21 protein-coding genes are annotated in these 20,415 nt (G+C 70.1%); 14 read left to right on the top strand and 7 right to left on the bottom strand.

Annotated features, from left to right (window positions below; translation table 11 throughout):
• Window position 1: 1 nt before the first annotated feature.
• Both tal and tkt read right to left on the bottom strand, forming a co-directional pair.
• The gene (tal, locus tag NGF19_RS02465; protein WP_252421813.1) at window positions 2–1,120 is read right to left on the bottom strand and encodes a transaldolase; all 1,119 of its coding nucleotides are present in this window, start codon (window positions 1,118–1,120) and stop codon (window positions 2–4) included.
• A gap of 34 nt (window positions 1,121–1,154) precedes the next feature.
• On the bottom strand, window positions 1,155–3,242 hold the full coding sequence (gene tkt, locus NGF19_RS02460) for a transketolase (protein WP_252421812.1): 2,088 nt from the start codon (window positions 3,240–3,242) through the stop codon (window positions 1,155–1,157).
• Between the two features lie 308 nt (window positions 3,243–3,550).
• Here tkt and NGF19_RS02455 point away from each other — a divergent pair, with 308 nt between their 5' ends.
• Window positions 3,551–4,504 (top strand): heme o synthase, encoded by a 954-nt coding sequence (locus NGF19_RS02455; protein ID WP_252422211.1) that lies wholly within the window; start codon window positions 3,551–3,553, stop codon window positions 4,502–4,504.
• A gap of 134 nt (window positions 4,505–4,638) precedes the next feature.
• On the top strand, window positions 4,639–4,992 hold the full coding sequence (locus NGF19_RS02450) for a hypothetical protein (RefSeq protein ID WP_252421810.1): 354 nt from the start codon (window positions 4,639–4,641) through the stop codon (window positions 4,990–4,992).
• Between the two features lie 83 nt (window positions 4,993–5,075).
• Here NGF19_RS02450 and NGF19_RS02445 read toward each other — a convergent pair whose 3' ends face one another.
• The 4 genes from NGF19_RS02445 to NGF19_RS02430 all read right to left on the bottom strand — a co-directional run bounded on the left by NGF19_RS02445 (window position 5,076) and on the right by NGF19_RS02430 (window position 8,710).
• Entirely contained in the window at window positions 5,076–6,092 is a 1,017-nt protein-coding gene (locus NGF19_RS02445; protein ID WP_252421808.1) for a COX15/CtaA family protein, read from the bottom strand.
• Between the two features lie 86 nt (window positions 6,093–6,178).
• A complete protein-coding gene (locus tag NGF19_RS02440; RefSeq protein ID WP_252422209.1) occupies window positions 6,179–6,895 on the bottom strand; it encodes an ABC transporter permease in 717 nt (238 codons plus the stop codon).
• 50 nt (window positions 6,896–6,945) lie between these two features.
• Window positions 6,946–7,869 carry an ABC transporter ATP-binding protein gene (locus tag NGF19_RS02435; RefSeq protein ID WP_252421807.1) on the bottom strand — a complete coding sequence of 308 codons (924 nt, stop codon included), beginning with the start codon at window positions 7,867–7,869 and terminating at the stop codon, window positions 6,946–6,948.
• A gap of 31 nt (window positions 7,870–7,900) precedes the next feature.
• Complete coding sequence (locus NGF19_RS02430; RefSeq protein WP_252421806.1) at window positions 7,901–8,710, bottom strand: AAC(3) family N-acetyltransferase; 810 nt, start codon at window positions 8,708–8,710, stop codon at window positions 7,901–7,903.
• Window positions 8,711–8,870: 160 nt separating this feature from the next.
• Between NGF19_RS02430 and NGF19_RS02425 the strand changes: the two genes are divergently transcribed.
• The 11 genes from NGF19_RS02425 to dapD all read left to right on the top strand — a co-directional run bounded on the left by NGF19_RS02425 (window position 8,871) and on the right by dapD (window position 17,603).
• The gene (locus tag NGF19_RS02425) at window positions 8,871–9,644 is read left to right on the top strand and encodes a helix-turn-helix transcriptional regulator (RefSeq protein WP_252421805.1); all 774 of its coding nucleotides are present in this window, start codon (window positions 8,871–8,873) and stop codon (window positions 9,642–9,644) included.
• Window positions 9,641–11,062 (top strand): Fe-S cluster assembly protein SufB, encoded by a 1,422-nt coding sequence (gene sufB / locus NGF19_RS02420; RefSeq protein ID WP_252421804.1) that lies wholly within the window; start codon window positions 9,641–9,643, stop codon window positions 11,060–11,062. The genes NGF19_RS02425 and sufB overlap by 4 nt, the downstream gene beginning before the upstream one ends.
• Before the next feature lie 85 nt (window positions 11,063–11,147).
• The gene (gene sufD / locus NGF19_RS02415; RefSeq protein ID WP_252421803.1) at window positions 11,148–12,338 is read left to right on the top strand and encodes a Fe-S cluster assembly protein SufD; all 1,191 of its coding nucleotides are present in this window, start codon (window positions 11,148–11,150) and stop codon (window positions 12,336–12,338) included.
• Complete coding sequence (locus NGF19_RS02410; RefSeq protein ID WP_252421802.1) at window positions 12,335–12,661, top strand: bifunctional 3-phenylpropionate/cinnamic acid dioxygenase ferredoxin subunit; 327 nt, start codon at window positions 12,335–12,337, stop codon at window positions 12,659–12,661. The genes sufD and NGF19_RS02410 overlap by 4 nt, the downstream gene beginning before the upstream one ends.
• Window positions 12,662–12,667: 6 nt before the next feature.
• Complete coding sequence (sufC, locus tag NGF19_RS02405) at window positions 12,668–13,459, top strand: Fe-S cluster assembly ATPase SufC (protein ID WP_252421801.1); 792 nt, start codon at window positions 12,668–12,670, stop codon at window positions 13,457–13,459.
• Window positions 13,456–14,712 carry a cysteine desulfurase gene (locus tag NGF19_RS02400; RefSeq protein ID WP_252421800.1) on the top strand — a complete coding sequence of 419 codons (1,257 nt, stop codon included), beginning with the start codon at window positions 13,456–13,458 and terminating at the stop codon, window positions 14,710–14,712. Before sufC ends, NGF19_RS02400 begins: the two co-directional genes overlap by 4 nt.
• A gap of 11 nt (window positions 14,713–14,723) precedes the next feature.
• Entirely contained in the window at window positions 14,724–15,191 is a 468-nt protein-coding gene (gene sufU, locus NGF19_RS02395) for a Fe-S cluster assembly sulfur transfer protein SufU (RefSeq protein WP_252421799.1), read from the top strand.
• On the top strand, window positions 15,188–15,523 hold the full coding sequence (locus NGF19_RS02390) for a metal-sulfur cluster assembly factor (protein ID WP_252421798.1): 336 nt from the start codon (window positions 15,188–15,190) through the stop codon (window positions 15,521–15,523). Before sufU ends, NGF19_RS02390 begins: the two co-directional genes overlap by 4 nt.
• Before the next feature lie 164 nt (window positions 15,524–15,687).
• Window positions 15,688–16,008 (top strand): DMT family transporter, encoded by a 321-nt coding sequence (locus NGF19_RS02385; protein ID WP_252421796.1) that lies wholly within the window; start codon window positions 15,688–15,690, stop codon window positions 16,006–16,008.
• Window positions 16,008–16,553: a TetR/AcrR family transcriptional regulator gene (locus NGF19_RS02380; RefSeq protein ID WP_252421794.1), complete on the top strand. Its 546-nt coding sequence runs from the start codon at window positions 16,008–16,010 to the stop codon at window positions 16,551–16,553. Before NGF19_RS02385 ends, NGF19_RS02380 begins: the two co-directional genes overlap by 1 nt.
• Before the next feature lie 48 nt (window positions 16,554–16,601).
• Window positions 16,602–17,603 (top strand): 2,3,4,5-tetrahydropyridine-2,6-dicarboxylate N-succinyltransferase, encoded by a 1,002-nt coding sequence (gene dapD, locus NGF19_RS02375; protein ID WP_252421793.1) that lies wholly within the window; start codon window positions 16,602–16,604, stop codon window positions 17,601–17,603.
• Window positions 17,604–17,715: 112 nt separating this feature from the next.
• Here dapD and dapA read toward each other — a convergent pair whose 3' ends face one another.
• A complete protein-coding gene (gene dapA, locus NGF19_RS02370) occupies window positions 17,716–18,624 on the bottom strand; it encodes a 4-hydroxy-tetrahydrodipicolinate synthase (protein ID WP_252421792.1) in 909 nt (302 codons plus the stop codon).
• Between the two features lie 288 nt (window positions 18,625–18,912).
• Between dapA and NGF19_RS02365 the strand changes: the two genes are divergently transcribed.
• A complete protein-coding gene (locus tag NGF19_RS02365; RefSeq protein ID WP_252421791.1) occupies window positions 18,913–20,340 on the top strand; it encodes a hypothetical protein in 1,428 nt (475 codons plus the stop codon).
• The last annotated feature ends 75 nt before the right edge of the window (window positions 20,341–20,415 follow it).

Here is a 20,415-nt window from a genome sequence, read left to right as displayed (position 1 = left end):
TTCAGCCCTCCGTGGGGGCGAGGCGCTCGAGAACCGCCTCGGTCGACTTGAGCAGGTCGTTCCAGGAGGCCTCGAACTTCTCGACGCCCTCGTCCTCCAGGAGCTGGACCACGTCGTCGTACGAGATACCGAGCCGCTCGACCGCGGCCAGGTCGGCTCGGGCCTGCTCGTAGGTGCCGGTGATGGTGTCGCCGGTGATCTCGCCGTGGTCCTCGGTGGCCACCAAGGTGGCCTCCGGCATGGTGTTCACCGTGTTCGGCGCCACCAGCTCGTCCACGTACAGCGTGTCCTTGTACGCCTTGTCCTTGACGCCGGTCGACGCCCACAGCGGACGCTGCTTGTTGGCGTGCTCCTTGTCCAGGGCCAGCCAGCGGTCGCCGCCGAAGACCTCCTCGTACGCCTCGTAGGCCAGCCGCGCGTTGGCGAGCGCCGCCTTGCCGCGCAGCGCCTTGGCCTCCGGCGTGCCGAGCGCGTCGATCCGCTTGTCGATCTCCGTGTCCACCCGGGAGACGAAGAAGGACGCCACCGAGTGGATCTTCGACAGGTCCAGGCCGCGCTCCCGGGCCTTCTCCAGGCCGGTGAGGTAGGCGTCCATGACCTCGCGGTAGCGCTCCAGCGAGAAGATCAGCGTGACGTTGACGCTGATGCCGTTCGCGATGGTCTCGGTGATCGCCGGGAGGCCCGCCTCGGTGGCCGGGATCTTGATGAGCGTGTTGGGGCGGTCGACCAGCCAGGCGAGCTGCTTGGCCTCGGCGACCGTGGCCCGCGTGTTGTGGGCCAGGCGCGGGTCGACCTCGATCGAGACCCGGCCGTCCTGGCCGTCGGTGGCCTCGAAGACCGGGTGCAGGATGTCGGCGGCGTCGCGCACGTCCGCCGTGGTGATCATGCGGACCGCCTCCTCGACGGTCACCTTGCGGGCCGCGAGGTCGGCGAGCTGGCGCTCATATCCGTCGCCCGACGAGATCGCCTTCTGGAAGATCGTCGGGTTGGTGGTCACACCCACCACGTGCTGCTGGTCGATCAGTTCGGCCAGGTTGCCGGACGTGATCCGCTTGCGCGACAGGTCGTCCAGCCAGATCGCGACGCCCTGTTCGGAGAGGCGCTTGAGTGCGTCTGTCATGGAAATTGCATCTCCTACGTGTCGTATATGAGCGTCAGCGCCGGGCCGCGGCGATCGATTCCCGGGCGGCGGTCGCGATGTTCTCGGCCGTGAAGCCGAACTCGCGGAAGAGGACCTTGCCGTCGGCGGACGCGCCGAAGTGCTCCAGGGACACGATGCGTCCCGCGTCCCCGACGAACCGGTACCAGGTCAGACCGATCCCGGCCTCGACGGCCACGCGGGCCTTCACCGACGGTGGCAGGACGCTGTCCCGGTACCCCTGGTCCTGCTCCTCGAACCACTCGACGCACGGCATCGACACCACGCGGGTGGGCACGCCCTCCGCCTGGAGCCGCTCGCGGGCCTCGACGGCGAGGTGGACCTCGGAGCCCGTGGCGATCAGGATCGCCTGCGGCTCGCCGCCCTCGGCCTCGGCCAGTACGTAACCACCGCGCGCGGTGTCCTCGTTGGGCTCGTAGGTGGGCACGCCCTGGCGGGTGAGCGCCAGACCGTGCGGGGCGCCCTTGCCGAACTCCTTGGTGTACCGCTTGAAGATCTCGCGCCAGGCGATCGCGGTCTCGTTCGCGTCGGCCGGGCGTACGACGTTCAGGCCGGGGATGGCGCGCAGCGCGGCGAGGTGCTCGACGGGCTGGTGGGTCGGGCCGTCCTCGCCCAGGCCGATGGAGTCGTGCGTCCACACGTACGTCACCGGCAGGTGCATCAGCGCGGACAGCCGTACCGCGTTGCGCATGTAGTCGGAGAAGACCAGGAAGGTGCCGCCGTAGATCCGGGTGTTGCCGTGCAGCGCGATTCCGTTGATCTCCGCGCCCATGGAGTGCTCGCGGATACCGAAGTGGATCGTGCGCCCGTACGGGTCGGCGCCCGGCAGCGGGTTGCCCTTCGGCAGGAACGAGCTGTTCTTGTCGATGGTGGTGTTGTTGGAGCCGGCGAGGTCGGCCGAGCCGCCCCACAGCTCCGGGATAACCGCGCCGAGCGCCTGGAGCACCTTGCCGGAGGCGGCGCGCGTCGCGACGCCCTTGCCCGCCTCGAAGACGGGGAGCTTCTCCTCCCAGCCCGTGGGCAGCTCGCCCTTGGCGATGCGGTCGAACTCGGCGGCCCGCTCGGGCTGGGCGGCGCGCCACTCCGCGAGGGACTTCTCCCAGGCGGCCCTGGCCTCACGGCCGCGGTCGACGGCGGCGCGGGTGTGCGCGATGACGTCGTCGGCGACCTCGAAGCTCTGCTCCGGGTCGAAGCCGAGGACGCGCTTGGTGGCCGCGACCTCGTCCTCGCCCAGGGCCGAGCCGTGCGCCGCCTCGGTGTTCTGTGCGTGCGGGGCGGGCCAGGCGATGATCGAGCGCATCGCGATGAACGACGGCCGGTCGGTGACCTGCTTCGCCGCCTCGATCGCGTGGTAGAGGGCGTGCGGGTCCAGGTCGCCGTCCGGCTTGGGGGCGACGCGCTGGACGTGCCAGCCGTAGGCCTCGTACCGCTTGACGGTGTCCTCGGAGACCGCGGTCTCGGTGTCGCCCTCGATCGAGATGTGGTTGTCGTCCCACAGCAGGATGAGGTTGCCGAGCTTCTGGTGCCCCGCGAGGGAGGACGCCTCGGCGGAGATGCCCTCCTGGAGGCAGCCGTCACCGGCGATGCAGTAGATGAAGTGGTCGAAGGGGGAGGTGCCCTGCGCGGCGTCCGGGTCGAACAGGCCGCGCTCGAAGCGGGCGGCCATGGCCATGCCCACGGCGTTGGCGACACCCTGGCCGAGCGGGCCGGTCGTGGTCTCCACGCCCTTGGTGTGCCCGTACTCGGGGTGGCCGGGGGTCTTGGAACCCCAGGTGCGGAACGCCTTCAGATCGTCCAGCTCCAGGCCGAAGCCGGCCAGGTAGAGCTGGGTGTAGAGGGTCAGGGACGAGTGTCCGGCGGACAGCACGAACCGGTCACGGCCCACCCAGTCGGGATCCGCCGGGTCATGGCGCATCACCTTCTGGAAGAGGGTGTAAGCGGCCGGAGCCAGGCTCATCGCCGTACCCGGATGGCCGTTTCCGACCTTCTGTACGGCATCGGCGGCCAGGAGGCGGGCGGTGTCCACGGCCCGCTGGTCCAACGCGGTCCACTCGAGGTCTGTGGTGGTCGGCATGGTGCTCACCCTGGGTCAGGGCTCCTCTCCACATATGGGACGCCGGTGCACTGGGCGCCCACCGGCCGCTCTGAGCCTACCCTCGTCGGTGCGGGCGTCCTTTCGAGTTGCGCCGGGTCTGTCAGGACCGTCGGGATCCCTCTTTCGTGGGCGCTCGTAAGAGCTTCGGGCCGCCCCGAGGAGCGGGTCGCGGGGCCGCCGCCAACACGGCCACCCCCGCGAAGGGCGGGACGGAGGCTACGTCTAAAGTTGCGTGGGTACGCGCGAGCCTTTATTGGGCGTTCACAACGGGGCTCGCTCACATGTCTCTGTCAGGGGTGTACGTGACGGCCGTCGAATCCCGTCCGCCGGGGGTGCTCGGGAGCAGCAGCAGCCGGGGCCAGCGGCCGTTTGGGGCCCGGGTGAAGGCATTCGTGGCGCTGACCAAGCCGCGGATCATCGAGCTGCTGTTGATCACCACGGTTCCGGTGATGTTCCTTGCCCAGCAGGGGGTGCCGAGCCTCAGGCTCGTGCTGCTCACCTGCCTGGGCGGCTACCTCTCCGCGGGCGGCGCCAACGCGCTGAACATGTACATCGACCGCGACATCGACGCGCTGATGGACCGCACCGCGCAGCGACCGCTGGTCACCGGCATGGTCAGCCCCCGGGAGTGTCTCGCCTTCGGCATCACGCTGGGGATCGTCTCGACGCTGCTGTTCGGCTTCACCGTCAACTGGCTGTCCGCCTGGCTGTCGCTCGGAGCGCTCCTCTTCTACGTCGTCGTCTACACGATGATCCTCAAGCGGCGCACGTCGCAGAACATCGTGTGGGGCGGCATCGCGGGCTGTCTGCCGGTCCTCATCGGCTGGTCCTCCGTGACCAACTCGATGTCCTGGGCGCCGGTCATCCTCTTCCTCGTCATGTTCTTCTGGACGCCGCCGCACTACTGGCCGCTGTCCATGAAGGTCAAGGAGGACTACGCGCGCGTGGGCGTGCCGATGCTGCCGGTCATCGCCTCCAACAAGGTCGTCGCCCGGCAGATCGTCATCTACAGCTGGGTGATGGTCCTGATCTCGCTGCTGCTGACCCCGCTCGGCTACACGGGCTGGTTCTACACCGCGGTCGCCGTCGCGGCGGGCGGCTGGTGGCTGTGGGAGGCGCACGCCCTGCAGAACCGCGCGAAGGCGGAGGCGACGGGCGTGAAGCTGAAGGAGATGCGGCTGTTCCACTGGAGCATCACCTATGTCTCCCTGCTGTTCGTCGCGGTGGCCGTGGACCCGTTCCTGCGCTGAGCCGCCGAGCCGCTGAGCCTCGTAAGGCGTCAGCCCCGCGTCCGACATCGGGCGCGGGGCTTCTTGCTGTCCGTGGCCAAGGCCACGGGACCCTCCCGTCGCCGATCCCTCTACTCGTCGGTAGCATCCTGACCATGGGAGACACCAAGCAGGTTGACGAGGGCACCGACGCCAAGCAGGCCGCGAAGGCCGAGCGCAAGGCGGCCCGGTTCGCCAAGGAGATCAGCGCCTTCGCCAAGGCGCACGGCGGTGCCGAGGGCCAGGTCGCGTACATCGGACAGCGCGGCGCCCGGATCGTGCTCGTCGGCGAGGACGGCGTGTGGGGCGATCTCGTCGCACCGACCTACGCGATCGCCGAGCAGGCGGTGCGGCGGGCGGGGATCACCGTCCACGAGACGTTCGACGGCGAGTTCGCGGGCAAGGTGAAGACCGGCCCGTACGAATGGACGCGCATGGCGGGCATCCAGGTCGGCGGCCGGGCGGCCTGAACCGGCCGGGGCGACCAGCGCGCGAACGCCGAAGTGCCCGGTGATCTCACCGGGCACTTCAAGGGCTGTGCGGAGCGGTCGGGTCAGCTCGACGCGTGCTCGACGGGTCGGTCCGAGGGGGCGGGAGCGTCGAGGCCGGGCTCGGCGACGGGGCGTTCCCGCAGCGACAGCAGAACACGCAGTACCCAGACCCACATCACGCACGAGCCGAACAGATGCGCGCCCACCAGGGCCTCGGGCAGATGCGTGAAGTACTGGACGTAGCCCAGCGCCCCCTGGGCCAGCAGGATCAGGAACAGCTCGCGGGTGCGCAGCAGCGGTCCGCGCGGCGCGTCGACGGCCTTGAGGATGAACCACAGGGCGAACGTCAGCGTCACCACGATCCAGGCGAGCACGGCGTGCAGCTTGGCGACCGTCTCCCAGTCGACGGGGATGCGGTAGACCTCCGTGGAGTCGCCCGCGTGCGGGCCCGCCCCGGTCACCACCGTGCCCACCATGATCAGCAGCGTGCTCGCCGCGACCAGGAACCACACCAACTGCACCACCGCCTTACCGACCAGCGGCCGGGGCGCGGCGTCGCCCTCACGGGTGCGCTGCCACATCACCGCGGCCACGGCGATCAGCGCCGTGGAGAGCAGGAAGTGCGCCGCGACGGTGTAGGGGTTCAGTCCGACGAGGACGACGATGCCGCCGAGGACCGCGTTGCCCATGACGAGCCAGAACTGCGCCCAGCCGAGCCGGGTGAGGCTGCGCCGCCACGGCTTCTGCGCGCGCGCGGCGATGATCGCCCAGCCGACCGCCGCGCACAGTACGTACGTCAGCATGCGGTTGCCGAACTCGATCACACCGTGGAAGCCCATGGCCCGGGTGGTGGTCAGCGAGTCGTCGGTGCAGGTAGGCCAGGTCGGGCAGCCGAGGCCCGAGCCGGTCAGGCGGACCACGCCGCCCGTGACGACGATGACGACCGCCATGACGAGCGCGGTGAGGGCCGCCCGCTGGACGGTCTTCTGCTGCGGGGTCCAGCGATCGGCGATGAAGGCGAGCGGGTTGCGCACGGCGGCTTCCGCGTCGGCACGGGTCACGTTTGGCACGCCTCTCATCGTAGGGGGCCGCTTGTGCACGGTTTCACGAGGGTCCCCGCCGACCGTGCCTTTGGTGTACGAGGCCCCGCCGACCGTGCCTCCGGCTACTCCCAGCGGAAGAACTTCCCGGCCGCCGCGAGCCCCAGGACCGCCCACACCGCGAGGATCCCGAGGTTGCCCCAGGGCATCCCGGCCCCGTGCTGGAGCACGTCCCGCAGGCCCTCCGACAGCGCCGAGATGGGCAGCAGCCCGAGGACGTCCTCCGCGCCGGAGGGGAACTTGTCCAGCGGGACGACGACCCCGCCGCCGACGAGCAGCAGCAGGAAGACCAGGTTGGCGGCGGCCAGGGTCGCCTCCGCCTTCAACGTGCCCGCCATCAGCAGGCCGAGGCCGGAGAAGGCGGCCGTGCCCAGGATCAGCAGCAGCAGGACCGCGAGCGGGTTGCCCTGCGGCGACCAGCCCAGCGCGAAGGCGATCACGGTCAGCAGGACGACCTGGAGCACCTCCGTCACCAGCACCGACACCGTCTTCGCGGCCATCAGGCCCCAGCGTGGCAGTGGGGAGGCGGCGAGCCGCTTCAGTACGCCGTAGCGGCGCTCGAAGCCCGTCGCGATCGCCTGTCCGGTGAACGCGGTCGACATCACGGCGAGCGCCAGGATGCCGGGGGCGAGGAAGTCGACCGACTTGCCGGAGCCGGTGTCCACGACGTCCACCGAGCTGAACAGCACGAGCAGCAGCGTCGGGATCACGACCGTCAGCAGGAGCTGCTCGCCGTTGCGCAGCAGCATCTTCGTCTCCAGCGCGGCCTGCGCCCCGATCATGCGGAACAGGGGCGCGGCGCCCGGCTTCGGCGCGTAGGTACTGATGGCCGTCACGACCGCAGCTCCTTTCCAGTGAGCTCCAGGAACACGTCTTCGAGGGTGTGCCGTTCGACGGAGATCCGGTCCGGCATCACGCCGTGCTGGGCACACCAGGAGGTGACCGTCGCGAGCAGTTGCGGGTCGACCTTGCCGACCACGCGGTACGAGCCCGGCGTCAGCTCCGCCGCGGTGCAGTCCTCCGGGAGCGCCTTCAGCAGGGACGCCACGTCGAGGCCTGGCCGCCCCGTGAAGCGCAGCGTGTTCTCGGCGCCGCCGCGGCACAGCTCCTCGGGGGAGCCCTGGGCTATGACCCGCCCGGTGTCGATGATCGCGACGTCGTCGGCGAGCTGCTCGGCCTCGTCCATGTAGTGCGTGGTCAGGATCACGGAGACGCCGTCGGTGCGCAGATCCCGTACGAGGTCCCAGGTGGCGCGGCGGGCCTGGGGGTCGAGCCCGGCCGTCGGCTCGTCCAGGAACACCAGTTCCGGGCGGCCCACCACGGCCATGGCGAGCGCGAGCCGCTGCTGCTGACCGCCCGAGAGGCGGCGGTAGGCCGTCCGCCCGCAGCTTCCGAGGCCGAGTCGCTCGATGAGCGCGTCCACGTCCAGCGGGTGGGCGTGCAGCTTGGCGACATGGCGCAGCATCTCGTCCGCCCGCGCGCCCGAGTACACCCCGCCGGACTGCAGCATCACGCCGATCCGGGGGCGCAGCGCGGCGGCCTCGCGGATCGGGTCGAGGCCCAGCACGCGCACGGTGCCGCCGTCCGGCTTCCGGTACCCCTCGCAGGTCTCTATCGTGCTCGTCTTGCCCGCGCCGTTGGGGCCGAGCACGGCGGTCACACCCGCCTGGGCCACCAGGTCGAGGCCGTTGACCGCGGTCTTCGTGCCGTACCGCTTCACCAGGGCCTGGACCTGGACGACGGGCTCACTTCGCATGGTTCAAGAGTCTAAGGAGCGGCCGGGGTCCTCAGGAGGGCGGGTTCCGGAACTCCTCGCGGGGACGGTGCAGGGCCAGCCAACGCTCCGCGTAGGCCACCGCGTCCGCCAGCGGGAACAGCCGTACGTCGGCCGCGCCCGCCGTTCCCCGGACGACGGGCCGGTCCCGTTCGAAGTCGTGCCCGAGTTCGTCGAACCGCTCCGAGGTGATGGACACCTCGGTGACCCTCTCCCAGCCGTTCGGACCAGGGCGGCCGTCCTCGACGAGCGGCGCCGGTATGCGGTATTCGGCGAGGTGGAACGCGGTGCAACTGTCGTAGCCCGCGCCGAGCAGCAGAACGCGGGCGCCCAGCGCCTCCAGCCGGGCCAGCGGGCTCTGCTCGCCGAGGCGGCAGTCGGGCGCGTGGCCGTCGGTGATCTCCGCCGCGCGCGGGCCGAGGGCCGCGAAGGAGGTCTGGGGGTGGGCGCTGCGCAGGGCGCCCGGCCAGGTGCGGACCGTCTCCGGGATCACGCCGACCCCGCGTGCGGGGGTGAGCAGCGGGTCGTAGGCGGGCATCGCGGCGCGGATCGGCTCCCACCACTCCTCGGGGACCGGCGGATTGCCCCACAGTGCCGGGTCGGAGAGATCGCCGGAGTGGGTGGGGACGACCAGGGTGCCGTCCGGGTCGAGGGCGTCGAGCAGCGCCTGGACGACCGTGACGGCGCCGCCGCACACCCAGCCGAGCGAGCTGAGCGAGGAGTGCGCCAGGAGCGTCTCGCCGGGTCGCACGCCCAGCACGCGCAGCTCGGCCGCCAGCGTGCCGCGGGTGACAAGAGGGCCGGTCACAGGGGGTGTGGACATGGTCGAGGAGTCTGCCGCCCGGCCCCGTGGGCCGCCAGCGATTTGATCGATCGGAGATCGTTTCCGCAGGTCAGGTTAGGTGCACCTAAGTGATGCACGGCACCGCCGGTCGGCCGGACGGCGCTTGTCAGGGTCCGCGGAATTACGCAACAATGGCGTTGTGAAAAACGTCGGCGAGGCTCGGGAGACCCCCGTGGGGCCCCCGCAGGAGGAGTTCGCGACCGGTGAGCGCTCCACGCGCAACCGCGTCGCGCGATCCATCCTGGATCACGGGCCGTCGACCGTCGCCGAGCTGGCCGGGCGGTTGGGCCTCACTCAGGCGGCCGTACGGCGGCATCTGGACGCACTGGTCGCCGACGACGTCGTGGAAGCCCGTGAGCAGCGTGTCTACGGGGCGCGGACGCGTGGTCGTCCCGCCAAGGTCTTCGCGCTCACCGACTGCGGCCGCGACGCCTTCGACCAGTCCTACGACAAGCTGGCCGCGGACGCCCTGCGCTGGATCCAGCAGCAGTGCGGCGGGGACGAGGCCGTCGTCGCCTTCGCGCGCGCGCGGCTCGCCGAGCAGGCGACCGCCTACCGCCAGGCGATCGAGGCAGCCGGCCCCGAGGATCGCACCGAAGCGCTGGCCAAGGCCTTGAGCGCGGACGGGTACGCTGCTACGGCGCGCAGCGCACCGGTCGGCGAGCAGCTCTGTCAGCACCACTGCCCGGTCGTCCATGTCGCGGAGGAGTTCCCGCAGCTCTGCGAGGTCGAGACGGAGGTCTTCTCCGAACTGCTCGGCACGCACGTCCAGCGACTCGCGACGATCGCGCACGGCGACGGCGTCTGTACGACGTTCATCCCCAAGGCGCCGCACAGCGCCAAGAGCGCCAAGCACCCCAAGAAGACCACTCACAACGCATCTGCCAGCACGGCCGGGAGGAACCCCGCATGACTCTCCCCACGGAGACTGCCCACCCCGAACTCGAGGGCCTGGGCAACTACGAATACGGCTGGGCCGACTCCGACGAGGCCGGTGCTGCGGCGAAGCGCGGTCTGAACGAGGACGTCGTCCGCGACATCTCGGCGAAGAAGTCCGAGCCGGAGTGGATGACCAAGCTGCGCCTGAAGGGCCTGCGGCTCTTCGAGAAGAAGCCGCTTCCCAACTGGGGCTCGGACCTGTCGGGCATCGACTTCGACAACATCAAGTACTTCGTGCGCTCCACGGAGAAGCAGGCGGAGTCCTGGGAGGACCTGCCCGAGGACATCAAGAACACGTACGACAAGCTCGGCATCCCCGAGGCGGAGAAGCAGCGCCTCGTGGCCGGTGTCGCCGCGCAGTACGAGTCCGAGGTCGTTTACCACCAGATCCGCGAGGACCTGGAGGAGCAGGGCGTCATCTTCCTGGACACCGACACCGCGCTGAAGGAGCACCCGGAACTCTTCAAGGAGTACTTCGGGACGGTCATCCCCGTCGGTGACAACAAGTTCGCCTCGCTGAACAGCGCCGTGTGGTCCGGTGGCTCCTTCATCTACGTGCCGCCGGGCGTGCACGTGGAGATCCCGCTCCAGGCCTACTTCCGGATCAACACGGAGAACATGGGCCAGTTCGAGCGGACCCTGATCATCGTCGACGAGGGTGCCTATGTGCACTACGTCGAGGGCTGCACGGCGCCGATCTACAAGTCGGACTCGCTGCACTCCGCGGTCGTCGAGATCATCGTCAAGAAGAACGCCCGCTGCCGTTACACGACCATCCAGAACTGGTCGAACAACGTCTACAACCTGGTCACCAAGCGCGCCGTCGCCTACGAGGGCGCGACCATGGAGTGGATCGACGGCAACATCGGCTCCAAGGTGACGATGAAGTACCCGGCCGTCTACCTGATGGGCGAGCACGCCAGGGGCGAGACCCTGTCCATCGCCTTCGCGGGCGAGGGCCAGCACCAGGACGCCGGTTCCAAGATGGTCCACATGGCGCCGAACACCTCGTCCAACATCGTCTCCAAGTCGGTGGCGCGCGGCGGTGGCCGCACCTCGTACCGCGGCCTGGTCGAGATCGGCGAGGGCGCCCCGGGCTCCAAGTCCAACGTGCTCTGCGACGCGCTGCTGGTCGACACGATCTCGCGGTCCGACACCTACCCGTACGTCGACGTCCGCGAGGACGACGTGTCCATGGGCCACGAGGCGACCGTCTCCAAGGTCTCCGAGGACCAGCTCTTCTACCTGATGAGCCGCGGTCTGAGCGAGTTCGAGGCGATGGCGATGATCGTGCGCGGCTTCGTCGAGCCGATCGCCAAGGAGCTGCCCATGGAGTACGCCCTCGAGCTGAACCGGCTGATCGAGCTGCAGATGGAGGGCGCGGTCGGCTGACCGCCCCCCTCGAAGCGGCATGGCCCGCCCGTACGGGGCGGGCCGAAGATCACCACTGACGTAGGAAGAGAGCACAACGACAGCCATGGCTGAGGCTCAGAAGAACCCGGTCCCGGTGGGCTCCACCACCGCCGGCCAGATCGCGGTGGCGGCCGAGTCGACCGTCGCGACCCGTATGAGCGCGCCGCCGTCCTTCGACGTCGCGGACTTCCCCGTGCCCCACGGCCGCGAGGAGGAGTGGCGCTTCACGCCGCTGGAGCGGCTGCGCGGTCTGCACGACGGGACCGCCGTCGCCAACGGCACGGGCGTGAAGATCACCGTCGAGGCCCCCGAGGGCGTCCTCGTGGAGACCGTCGGCCGCGACGACGCACGGCTCGGCAAGGCGGGCGTCCCCGTGGACCGCGTCGCCGCCCAGGCCTACTCGGCCTTCGAGACGGCCTCGGTCGTGACCGTCCCCAAGGAGACCGTCCTCACCGAACCGGTCCGTATCGCGGTGCACGGCGAGGGCGGGGTCGCCTTCGGCCACCAGGTGATCGAGCTGGGCGCCTTCGCCGAGGCGGTCGTCGTCCTCGACCACACCGGTGACGCGGTCTTCGCCGCGAACGTCGACTTCGTCGTGGGCGACGGCGCCAAGCTGACCGTCGTCTCGGTCCAGGACTGGGACGAGAAGGCCGTGCACGCGGGCCAGCACAACGCCCGTATCGGCCGGGACGCCCACTTCAAGTCGGTCGTCGTGACCTTCGGCGGCGACCTGGTCCGGCTCTACCCCCGCGTGGAGTACGCCGCCACCGGCGGTGAGGCCGAGCTGTACGGCCTGTACTTCACCGACCAGGGCCAGCACCAGGAGCACCGCCTCTTCGTCGACCACAACACCCCGCACTGCAAGTCGAACGTCGCCTACAAGGGCGCCCTCCAGGGCGACGACGCGCACGCCGTGTGGATCGGTGACGTGCTCATCGAGGCCAAGGCCGAGGGCACCGACACCTACGAGATGAACCGCAACCTCGTCCTCACGGACGGCGCGCGCGTCGACTCGGTCCCCAACCTGGAGATCGAGACCGGTGAGATCGTCGGCGCCGGCCACGCCTCCGCGACCGGCCGCTTCGACGACGAGCAGCTCTTCTACCTGATGGCCCGAGGCATCCCGGAGCACGAGGCCCGCCGCCTGGTGGTCCGCGGCTTCTTCGCCGAGCTGGTCCAGCAGATCGGCGTCCAGGACATCGAGGAGCGCCTGATCGCCAGGATCGAAGAGGAGCTGGAGGCGTCGGTCGCATGACGGACTCGACCTTCGTACGCGTCTGCGGACTGAGCGAGCTGGAGGAGGGCACCCCGAAGCGGGTGGAACTCGACGGCACGCCGGTCTCGATCGTGCGGACCGAGGGAGAGGTGTTCGCCATCTACGACATCTGCTCCCACGCGAACGTCTCGCTCTCCGAGGGCGAGGTGGAGGACTGTCAGATCGAGTGCTGGCTGCACGGCTCCAGCTTCGACCTCCGCACCGGCAAGCCGTCCGGTCTTCCCGCGACGCGCCCCGTCCCCGTATACCCCGTAAAGATCGAAGGGGACGATGTGCTCGTCTCCCTCACCCAGGAGTCCTGAGGCCCCATGGCAACGCTTGAAATCCGAGACCTGCACGTCACCGTCGAGGCCGACAACGCCACGAAGGAGATCCTCAAGGGCGTCGACCTCACCGTGAAGCAGGGCGAGACGCACGCCATCATGGGCCCCAACGGCTCCGGCAAGTCGACGCTCGCCTACTCGCTCGCGGGTCACCCGAAGTACACGATCACCAGCGGCACCGTGCTGCTCGACGGCGAGGACGTCCTCGCGATGTCCGTCGACGAGCGCGCCCGTGCGGGCCTGTTCCTCGCCATGCAGTACCCGGTCGAGGTCCCCGGTGTCTCCGTCTCCAACTTCCTGCGGACCTCCGCCACGGCCGTCCGCGGCGAGGCGCCGAAGCTGCGCACCTGGGTCAAGGAGGTCAAGGGGGCCATGGAGCGCCTCCACATGGACGCCTCCTTCGCCGAGCGCAACGTGAACGAGGGCTTCTCCGGCGGTGAGAAGAAGCGCCACGAGATCCTCCAACTCGAACTGCTCAAGCCCAAGGTCGCGATCCTGGACGAGACGGACTCCGGTCTGGACGTCGACGCGCTGCGCATCGTCTCCGAGGGCGTCAACCGCGTCCGCGAGTCCGGCGAGGTCGGCACGCTGCTGATCACGCACTACACGCGCATCCTGCGCTACATCAAGCCCGACCATGTCCATGTCTTCGCCGGTGGCCGCATCGTCGAGTCCGGCGGCCCGGAGCTGGCGGACAAGCTGGAGAACGAGGGCTACGAGGCTTACGTGAAGGGTGGCCCCGTGAGCGGAGCGAACTCAAAGGAGGGTGCCGCGTGACACAGTTGCCGGGCCTCCTCGACACAGAGGCGATCCGCAAGGACTTCCCCATCCTGGACCGGCAGGTCCACGACGGTAAGAAGCTGGTGTACCTGGACAACGCGGCGACCTCGCAGACGCCGCGCCAGGTGCTCGACGTTCTCTCCGAGTACTACGAAGAGCACAACGCCAATGTCCACCGCGGTGTGCATGTGCTCGCCGAGGAGGCCACGGCGCTGTACGAGGGCGCGCGCGACAAGGTCGCCGCGTTCATCAACGCGCCGAGCCGCGACGAGGTGGTCTTCACCAAGAACGCCTCCGAATCGCTCAACCTCGTGGCGAACATGCTCGGTTGGGCCGACGAGCCCTACCGGGTGGACCGCGACACCGAGATCGTCATCACGGAGATGGAGCACCACTCCAACATCGTGCCGTGGCAGTTGCTCGCGCAGCGCACGGGCGCGAAGCTGAAGTGGTTCGGCCTCACGGACGACGGCCGCCTCGACCTGTCGAACATCGACGAGGTCATCACGGAGAAGACGAAGATCGTGTCCTTCGTGCTCGTGTCCAACATCCTGGGCACGGTGAACCCGGTCGAGGCGATCGTGCGCCGGGCGCAGGAGGTCGGCGCGCTGGTGTGCGTCGACGCCTCGCAGGCCGCGCCGCACATGCCGCTGGACGTCCAGGCCCTCCAGGCCGACTTCGTGGCCTTCACGGGCCACAAGATGTGCGGCCCGACCGGCATCGGCGTGCTGTGGGGCCGCCAGGAGCTGCTGGAGGACCTGCCTCCGTTCCTCGGCGGCGGCGAGATGATCGAGACGGTGTCGATGCACTCCTCGACCTACGCCCCCGCGCCCCACAAGTTCGAGGCGGGCACCCCGCCGATCGCCCAGGCGGTCGGTCTCGGCGCGGCGATCGACTACCTGAACTCCATCGGCATGGACCGCGTCCTCGCCCATGAGCACGCGCTCACCGAGTACGCGGTGAAGCGGCTGGCGGAGGTCCCCGGCCTGCGGATCATCGGCCCCGCCACGGCCGAGGACCGGGGCGCGGCGATCTCCTTCACGCTGGGTGACATCCACCCGCACGACGTGGGCCAGGTCCTCGACGAACAGGGCATCGCCGTCCGGGTCGGCCACCACTGCGCCCGCCCCGTCTGCCTGCGCTACGGAATTCCTGCGACCACCCGAGCGTCGTTCTATCTGTACTCCACGCCTGCCGAGATCGACGCCCTGGTCGACGGCCTGGAGCACGTACGGAACTTCTTCGGATGAGGGGCTGAGGCGTGAAGCTGGACTCCATGTACCAGGACGTCATCCTGGACCACTACAAGAACCCGCACGGGCGTGGTCTGAGGGACGGCGACGCCGAGGTGCACCATGTGAACCCGACGTGCGGCGACGAGATCACCCTTCGCGTGAAGTACGACGGAACGACGATCGAGGACGTCTCCTACGAGGGCCAGGGCTGCTCCATCAGCCAGGCCTCGGCGTCCGTACTGAACGATCTCCTCGTCGGCAAGGACCTGGCCGAGGCGCAGCGGATCCAGGAGACCTTCCTGGAGCTGATGCAGTCCCGGGGCCGGGTCGAACCCGACGACGAGATGGAGGAGATCCTGGAGGACGCGGTGGCGTTCGCGGGGGTCTCCAAGTACCCGGCGCGGGTGAAGTGCGCCCTCCTGAGCTGGATGGCGTGGAAGGACGCGACGGCCCAGGTGCTGGGCGGAGCCGACGCCGAAAGGAAGACGGCATGAGCGACACCGTGGAGATGAAGCCGGTCTCGGAGGAGGAGCTCCGCGAGGCCCTGATGGACGTCGTCGACCCCGAGCTGGGCATCGATGTCGTCAACCTCGGCCTCATCTACGGCATCCACATCGACGCGGAGGCGAACATCGCCACCGTCGACATGACCCTGACCTCGGCGGCCTGCCCGCTGACGGATGTCATCGAGGACCAGGCCAAGTCCGCCACGGACGGTCTGGTCGGCGAGTTGCGCATCAACTGGGTCTGGATGCCGCCGTGGGGCCCCGACAAGATCACGGACGAGGGCCGCGAGCAGCTTCGGGCGCTGGGGTTCAACGTCTGAGACGTCGACCACCCCGACGTCGACACCACGACCGTGTGAGGACCCCCGGCAGCGTGCCGGGGGTCCTCGCCGTTCACGGGTCCCTCGGCGGCCGTCGTCGCAGCCCGTCGTCGCAGGTCAGCCGTTGTGTACGGCCGTACACAACGATGCGTACACTCGTACACATGGGATTCGCCTTCCTCGCCGGGGCCATAGCCTCCGAAGTCGTCGCCACGACCGCCATGAAGTACAGCGAGGGATTCAGCAGGCTGTGGCCCTCGCTGGTCACCCTGCTCGGCTATGTCCTGTCGTTCCTGCTGCTCGCGCAGACCCTGAAGACGTTGTCGATCGGCACGGCCTATGCGATCTGGTCGGGGGTCGGCACGGCCGCCGTGGCCGGGATCGGGCTGGTGCTCTTCGGAGAGGGCGTGACCCTCGCGAAGGTCGCCGGACTCACGCTGATCGTCGTCGGCGTGGTGGTCCTCAACCTGGGAGGCGCGCACTGATGTCACGGCGCTACGACCCCGAGCGGCGGCAGCGGATCATCGACGCCGCGATCCGGGTGGTCGGCCGCAAGGGCATCGCCGGGCTGAGCCACCGCTCCGTCGCCGCCGAGGCCGACGTGCCGCTCGGCTCCACCACCTACCACTTCACGACCCTCGACGAACTGCTGGTCGCCGCGCTGCGGCAGGCCAACGAGGGCTTCTCCCGGGTCCTCACCGCCAGCGGCCTGCTGGAGGACACCGGCGGCGACCTCGCGGAAGGGCTCGCCCGCGCGCTGGGCGCCTGGCTGGGCGGCGACCACACCGGCGTCGAGCTGGAGTACGAGCTGTATCTCGCGGCCCTGCGGCGCCCCGCCCTGCGCCCCGTCGCCGCCGAGTGGACCGAGGAGACCGCCGAGCGGCTGGCCCGGCGTACCGACCCGGTCACCGCGCGCGCCCTGCTCGCGCTGATGGACGGGATCTGCCTGCAGGTCCTGCTGACCGGCGCGCCGTACGACGAGGCGTACGCGCGCGAGATGCTCGGGCGCGTCCTGGGCGGCACCCCCTGACCCGGGCGTGGTTTCGCCGCACGCCCCGCGCCACGTTAGGTTTCCCCTATGACCGACACGACTGCTCCCCGCACCACCGGTGCCGTGGCCGCCGGCCTCGCCACCCTCGCCGCCGACGGCACCGTTCTCGACACCTGGTTCCCCGCGCCCGAACTCGCCACCGCGAGTGCCGAGGGCCTTGGTCCCTCCGGCACCGAGCGGCTGTCCGCCGCGCGCGCCGTGGAGCTGCTCGGTTCCGGCGTCGCGAAGGCCGTCGGCAGGGACGCCCGCCGTGGCGTCGAGGTGATCGCGGTCCGTACGGTCATCGCCTCGCTGGAGGAGAAGCCGCTCGACGCGCACGACGCCTACCTGCGCCTCCACCTGCTCTCGCACCGCCTGGTCAAGCCGCACGGCCAGAACCTGGACGGCATCTTCGGCTTCCTCGCCAACGTCGCTTGGACCTCGCTCGGCCCGGTCGCCGTGGACACCGTCGAGACGGTACGGCTCAACGCGCGCGCCGAGGGGCTGCACCTCCAGGTGACCTCGATCGACAAGTTCCCGCGCATGACGGACTACGTCGTCCCCAAGGGTGTCCGTATCGCCGACGCCGACCGGGTCCGCCTGGGCGCGCACCTGGCCGAGGGCACCACGGTCATGCACGAGGGCTTCGTCAACTTCAACGCGGGCACGCTCGGTTCCTCCATGGTCGAGGGCCGTATCTCCGCGGGCGTCGTCGTCGGCGACGGCTCGGACATCGGCGGCGGCGCCTCCACCATGGGCACGCTCTCGGGTGGAGGCAACGTGATCATCTCCATCGGTGAGCGCTGCCTGATCGGCGCCGAGGCGGGCGTGGGCATCGCCCTCGGTGACGAATGTGTCGTCGAGGCGGGCCTGTACGTCACCGCCGGTACGCGGGTCACCATGCCCGACGGCGAGATCGTCAAGGCCCGTGAGCTGTCCGGCGCCTCGAACATCCTCTTCCGCCGCAACTCCGTGACCGGCGCGGTCGAGGCCCGCCCGAACAACGCGGTCTGGGGCGGTCTGAACGAGATCCTGCACAGCCACAACTGACCACCGGCTGAGCGCACTTCCCTCACGAGCGCCCTTCCGTGCCCCTGACGGCCCGGGAGGGCGCTCAGGGCCTCTCGTTCGGATCATGCCAGGCCGACGGGGTCGTCGGACCTCAGTCGCTCGTGTACATCAGCCGCTCGTACTCGTCCAGCAGCGCGTCGACCGTCTCCGGGGCCGCGGGGCGCAGTGGCGCGCGGACCGGGCCCGCGGGCAGGCCGAGTCCGTCGAGCAGGGCCTTCGCGGTGACCGTGCCGGGCAGACCGGAGGCCATCATCAACTCGACCAGTCGTACGACGCGTTGCTGAAGCCGGGCGGCCTCGGCCGTCCTGCCCGCGTCGAACGCGTCCAGGATCGCGCGGAACCAGTGGGGCAGCGCGTTGGCCACCGTGCTCACGTATCCGGCGCCGCCGACCGCGTACAGCGCGAGCACCTGCTCGTCGCAGCCCGCGTAGTACGCAAACTCGGTGCGCTCCATCACCTTCTGGCTGCCGAGCAGGTCGTACGCGCAGTCCTTGACCGCCACGATCCGCGGATGCCCGGCGAGCCGGATCATCGTGTCGGGTTCGATCCGGGTGCCGGTGCGGCCCGGGATGTCGTACAGCATGACCGGCAGCCCGGAGGCGTCCGCGACCTCGCGGAAGTGGGCCTCGACCGCGTCCTGCGGAGGGCGGCTGTAGTACGGCGTGACCACCAGCAGACCGTCCGCGCCCGCCTTCTCCGCCGCCCGCGCCAGCTCCACGGTGTGCGGGGTGTCCGAAGTGCCGACCCCCGCCACGATCGACGCCCGCCCGTCGACCGCCTCGCGCACCGCCCGTACCAGCGCGGACTTCTCGGCGTCGGACGTGGTCGGTGACTCGCCCGTGGTGCCCGAGAGGACGAGGCCGTCGCAGCCCTGGGTGATCAGCCGGTCGGCGAGCGACTGCGCTCCGTCCAGGTCGAGGGCGCCCGAGTCGGTGAAGGGCGTGATCATCGCGCACAGGGCGCGGCCGAAGGGGTGGGCGGGAAGAGCCGGTGTCGTCATGGCAGTAGTCTCGGCAACGCGACCGTGAAGTGCTACTTACATCTTCTGCACAGTATTGATCAGCAACGCTGTATCGAAGGCATGCCGGGTCAAGCCGGGGCGACGCGATCCGACGGTCGCCGCGGGCCTCAACCGCCGCTGCGGCCAGGCCCGTTGTCAACGCCACGGCCGCTGCGGCGCCGGTTCTGGAGGGGAACCGGGCGGCATGGGCGGAAATCCGTCTAGGCTGGCCTGTGTGCTTCGGGGCGCCGCCCCCGTGACTCCGTACGGCCCGAGGAGATCCCGCAGATGTCAGACAGCTCGCCCTTGCCGCCGGTTCGGCTGCGCTCCGAAGCGGAGCTCGCGCGGGACGCGCTTGCCGCACCGCTGCTCTCCCGCGCCGCCCTGCTCGCCCGCTGGGCCGGTCCGGACACCCGTGTCGACGCCGGGGGTGAGCTGGTGGAGGAGCAGGTGCCCGCCGCGGCCGAGGTACTCGGGCTGAGCGACGAGGACGCCGCCGCCTGGACCAGTGAGGCCTGGCGCGTCGCCATCGACACCGGACTCGTCGAGGTCGTCGACGAGGAGGAGGGCACGGTCACCCAGGGCGCCGACCTCGCGCTGCTGACCAGCGGCAGCCCCGGCGATGTGCTCGGCGTGTGGCTCGGCGCGCTGGAGACCGTGCTCGCCGACGCGAGCGTGCCCGACCTCGACGACCTGGTCGACGCCGTGGACGAGGACGGGGAGATCGACCTCTCCTCCCTCGACTGGGACCTGGAGGCGGAGGCCGAGTTCCTCGACGGCGTCCTCGCCAACCTCTATCTGCTGACCGTCAGCGAGGACGGCCCCGGCGACGGGCCGGTGCCGCTGCCCGTCCTCGCCGCGTCGATGATCGTGCCCGACGACATGGGCGAGCCCACCGACGACGTCCTGGAGCAGGTGTCGGACGCCATGATGCGCCTCGACGACCAGTTCCGGCTGCTGGAGCCGATCGGGCTCGTGGACTTCCAGCCGGTGGACGAGGCGCTGATGGCCGATGTCGACGAGGAGCCCGCGGCCCCCGTGGACGACACCGACGTCAGCCGGTACGGGATGGTGCGGTTGACTCCGCTCGGACTGTACGGGGTGCGGACCCGGCTGGAGGAGGCCGGAGTGAGCGCGCCGACCGTCGGGGAACTGGCGGACAAGGGCGCGGACGCGCTGCTCGACAGCACGTCCGTCTTCCCGGCCGCCGCGGCGCAGGCGGAGACGGAGCAGTGGCTGGCGCGGCGCGAACCGCTCGCCGCGGCCCGGGAGTTGCTCGCGGCAGCCCGCGGGACGGACCTGGGCGCGCCGCTGCGCCGGCTGCGCTGTCAGCAGGCGCTCTCCCTGGTCGGTACGGAGGCCGAGCCCGCGCTGCGGGAGGTGCTGGACGACCAGGAGCTGGGCGGTCTCGCGCGGGTCTGGCTCACCGAGAACGGCGCGGCGGACGTGCCCGCGCCCTCGGAGGCGATGGTCTTCTGGCTGACCGTCGACACGGTGGCCGCGCAACTGGCCGCCGAAGGCAACTCGGAGGAACTGCAGGCCCTGGTCGAGGGGTTGGCGGCCCAGCACAGCGGCTTCTTCGCGACGGCCTGGCGGGTGGACCACCCGGCCACCGCGGAGGTCCTGGAGGCGATGGGGCGTCTGCACCCCGACAAGAAGGTGGCGAAGGCGGCCCGGAAGGCCGCGTTCAAGGCGCGCTCCCAGCACGGGAGTTGAGCGACCGACCGCTGCGAGGGGCCCGCACCACGACCATGGTGCGGGCCCCTTCGCGTCGATGCTCGATGACGGTGG

The sequence above is a fragment of the Streptomyces macrolidinus genome (assembly GCF_023887685.1).
GTDB classification, from domain to species: Bacteria; Actinomycetota; Actinomycetes; order Streptomycetales; family Streptomycetaceae; genus Streptomyces; species Streptomyces macrolidinus.
This window is presented reverse-complemented; position numbering and strand designations above follow the sequence as displayed.

Coding starts and splice junctions, on each gene's coding strand:
- NGF19_RS02435 (WP_252421807.1), bottom strand. CDS start 7,869: ATGCGAAGTGAGCCCGTCGTCCAGGTCCAGGCCCTGGTGAAGCGGTAC.
- dapD (WP_252421793.1), top strand. CDS start 16,602: ATGACCGACACGACTGCTCCCCGCACCACCGGTGCCGTGGCCGCCGGC.
- NGF19_RS02390 (WP_252421798.1), top strand. CDS start 15,188: ATGAGCGACACCGTGGAGATGAAGCCGGTCTCGGAGGAGGAGCTCCGC.
- NGF19_RS02440 (WP_252422209.1), bottom strand. CDS start 6,895: ATGATCGGGGCGCAGGCCGCGCTGGAGACGAAGATGCTGCTGCGCAAC.
- NGF19_RS02365 (WP_252421791.1), top strand. CDS start 18,913: ATGTCAGACAGCTCGCCCTTGCCGCCGGTTCGGCTGCGCTCCGAAGCG.
- NGF19_RS02430 (WP_252421806.1), bottom strand. CDS start 8,710: ATGTCCACACCCCCTGTGACCGGCCCTCTTGTCACCCGCGGCACGCTG.
- NGF19_RS02445 (WP_252421808.1), bottom strand. CDS start 6,092: ATGAGAGGCGTGCCAAACGTGACCCGTGCCGACGCGGAAGCCGCCGTG.
- NGF19_RS02380 (WP_252421794.1), top strand. CDS start 16,008: ATGTCACGGCGCTACGACCCCGAGCGGCGGCAGCGGATCATCGACGCC.
- NGF19_RS02385 (WP_252421796.1), top strand. CDS start 15,688: ATGGGATTCGCCTTCCTCGCCGGGGCCATAGCCTCCGAAGTCGTCGCC.
- sufC (WP_252421801.1), top strand. CDS start 12,668: ATGGCAACGCTTGAAATCCGAGACCTGCACGTCACCGTCGAGGCCGAC.
- sufD (WP_252421803.1), top strand. CDS start 11,148: ATGGCTGAGGCTCAGAAGAACCCGGTCCCGGTGGGCTCCACCACCGCC.
- NGF19_RS02450 (WP_252421810.1), top strand. CDS start 4,639: ATGGGAGACACCAAGCAGGTTGACGAGGGCACCGACGCCAAGCAGGCC.
- NGF19_RS02410 (WP_252421802.1), top strand. CDS start 12,335: ATGACGGACTCGACCTTCGTACGCGTCTGCGGACTGAGCGAGCTGGAG.
- tal (WP_252421813.1), bottom strand. CDS start 1,120: ATGACAGACGCACTCAAGCGCCTCTCCGAACAGGGCGTCGCGATCTGG.
- dapA (WP_252421792.1), bottom strand. CDS start 18,624: ATGACGACACCGGCTCTTCCCGCCCACCCCTTCGGCCGCGCCCTGTGC.
- sufB (WP_252421804.1), top strand. CDS start 9,641: ATGACTCTCCCCACGGAGACTGCCCACCCCGAACTCGAGGGCCTGGGC.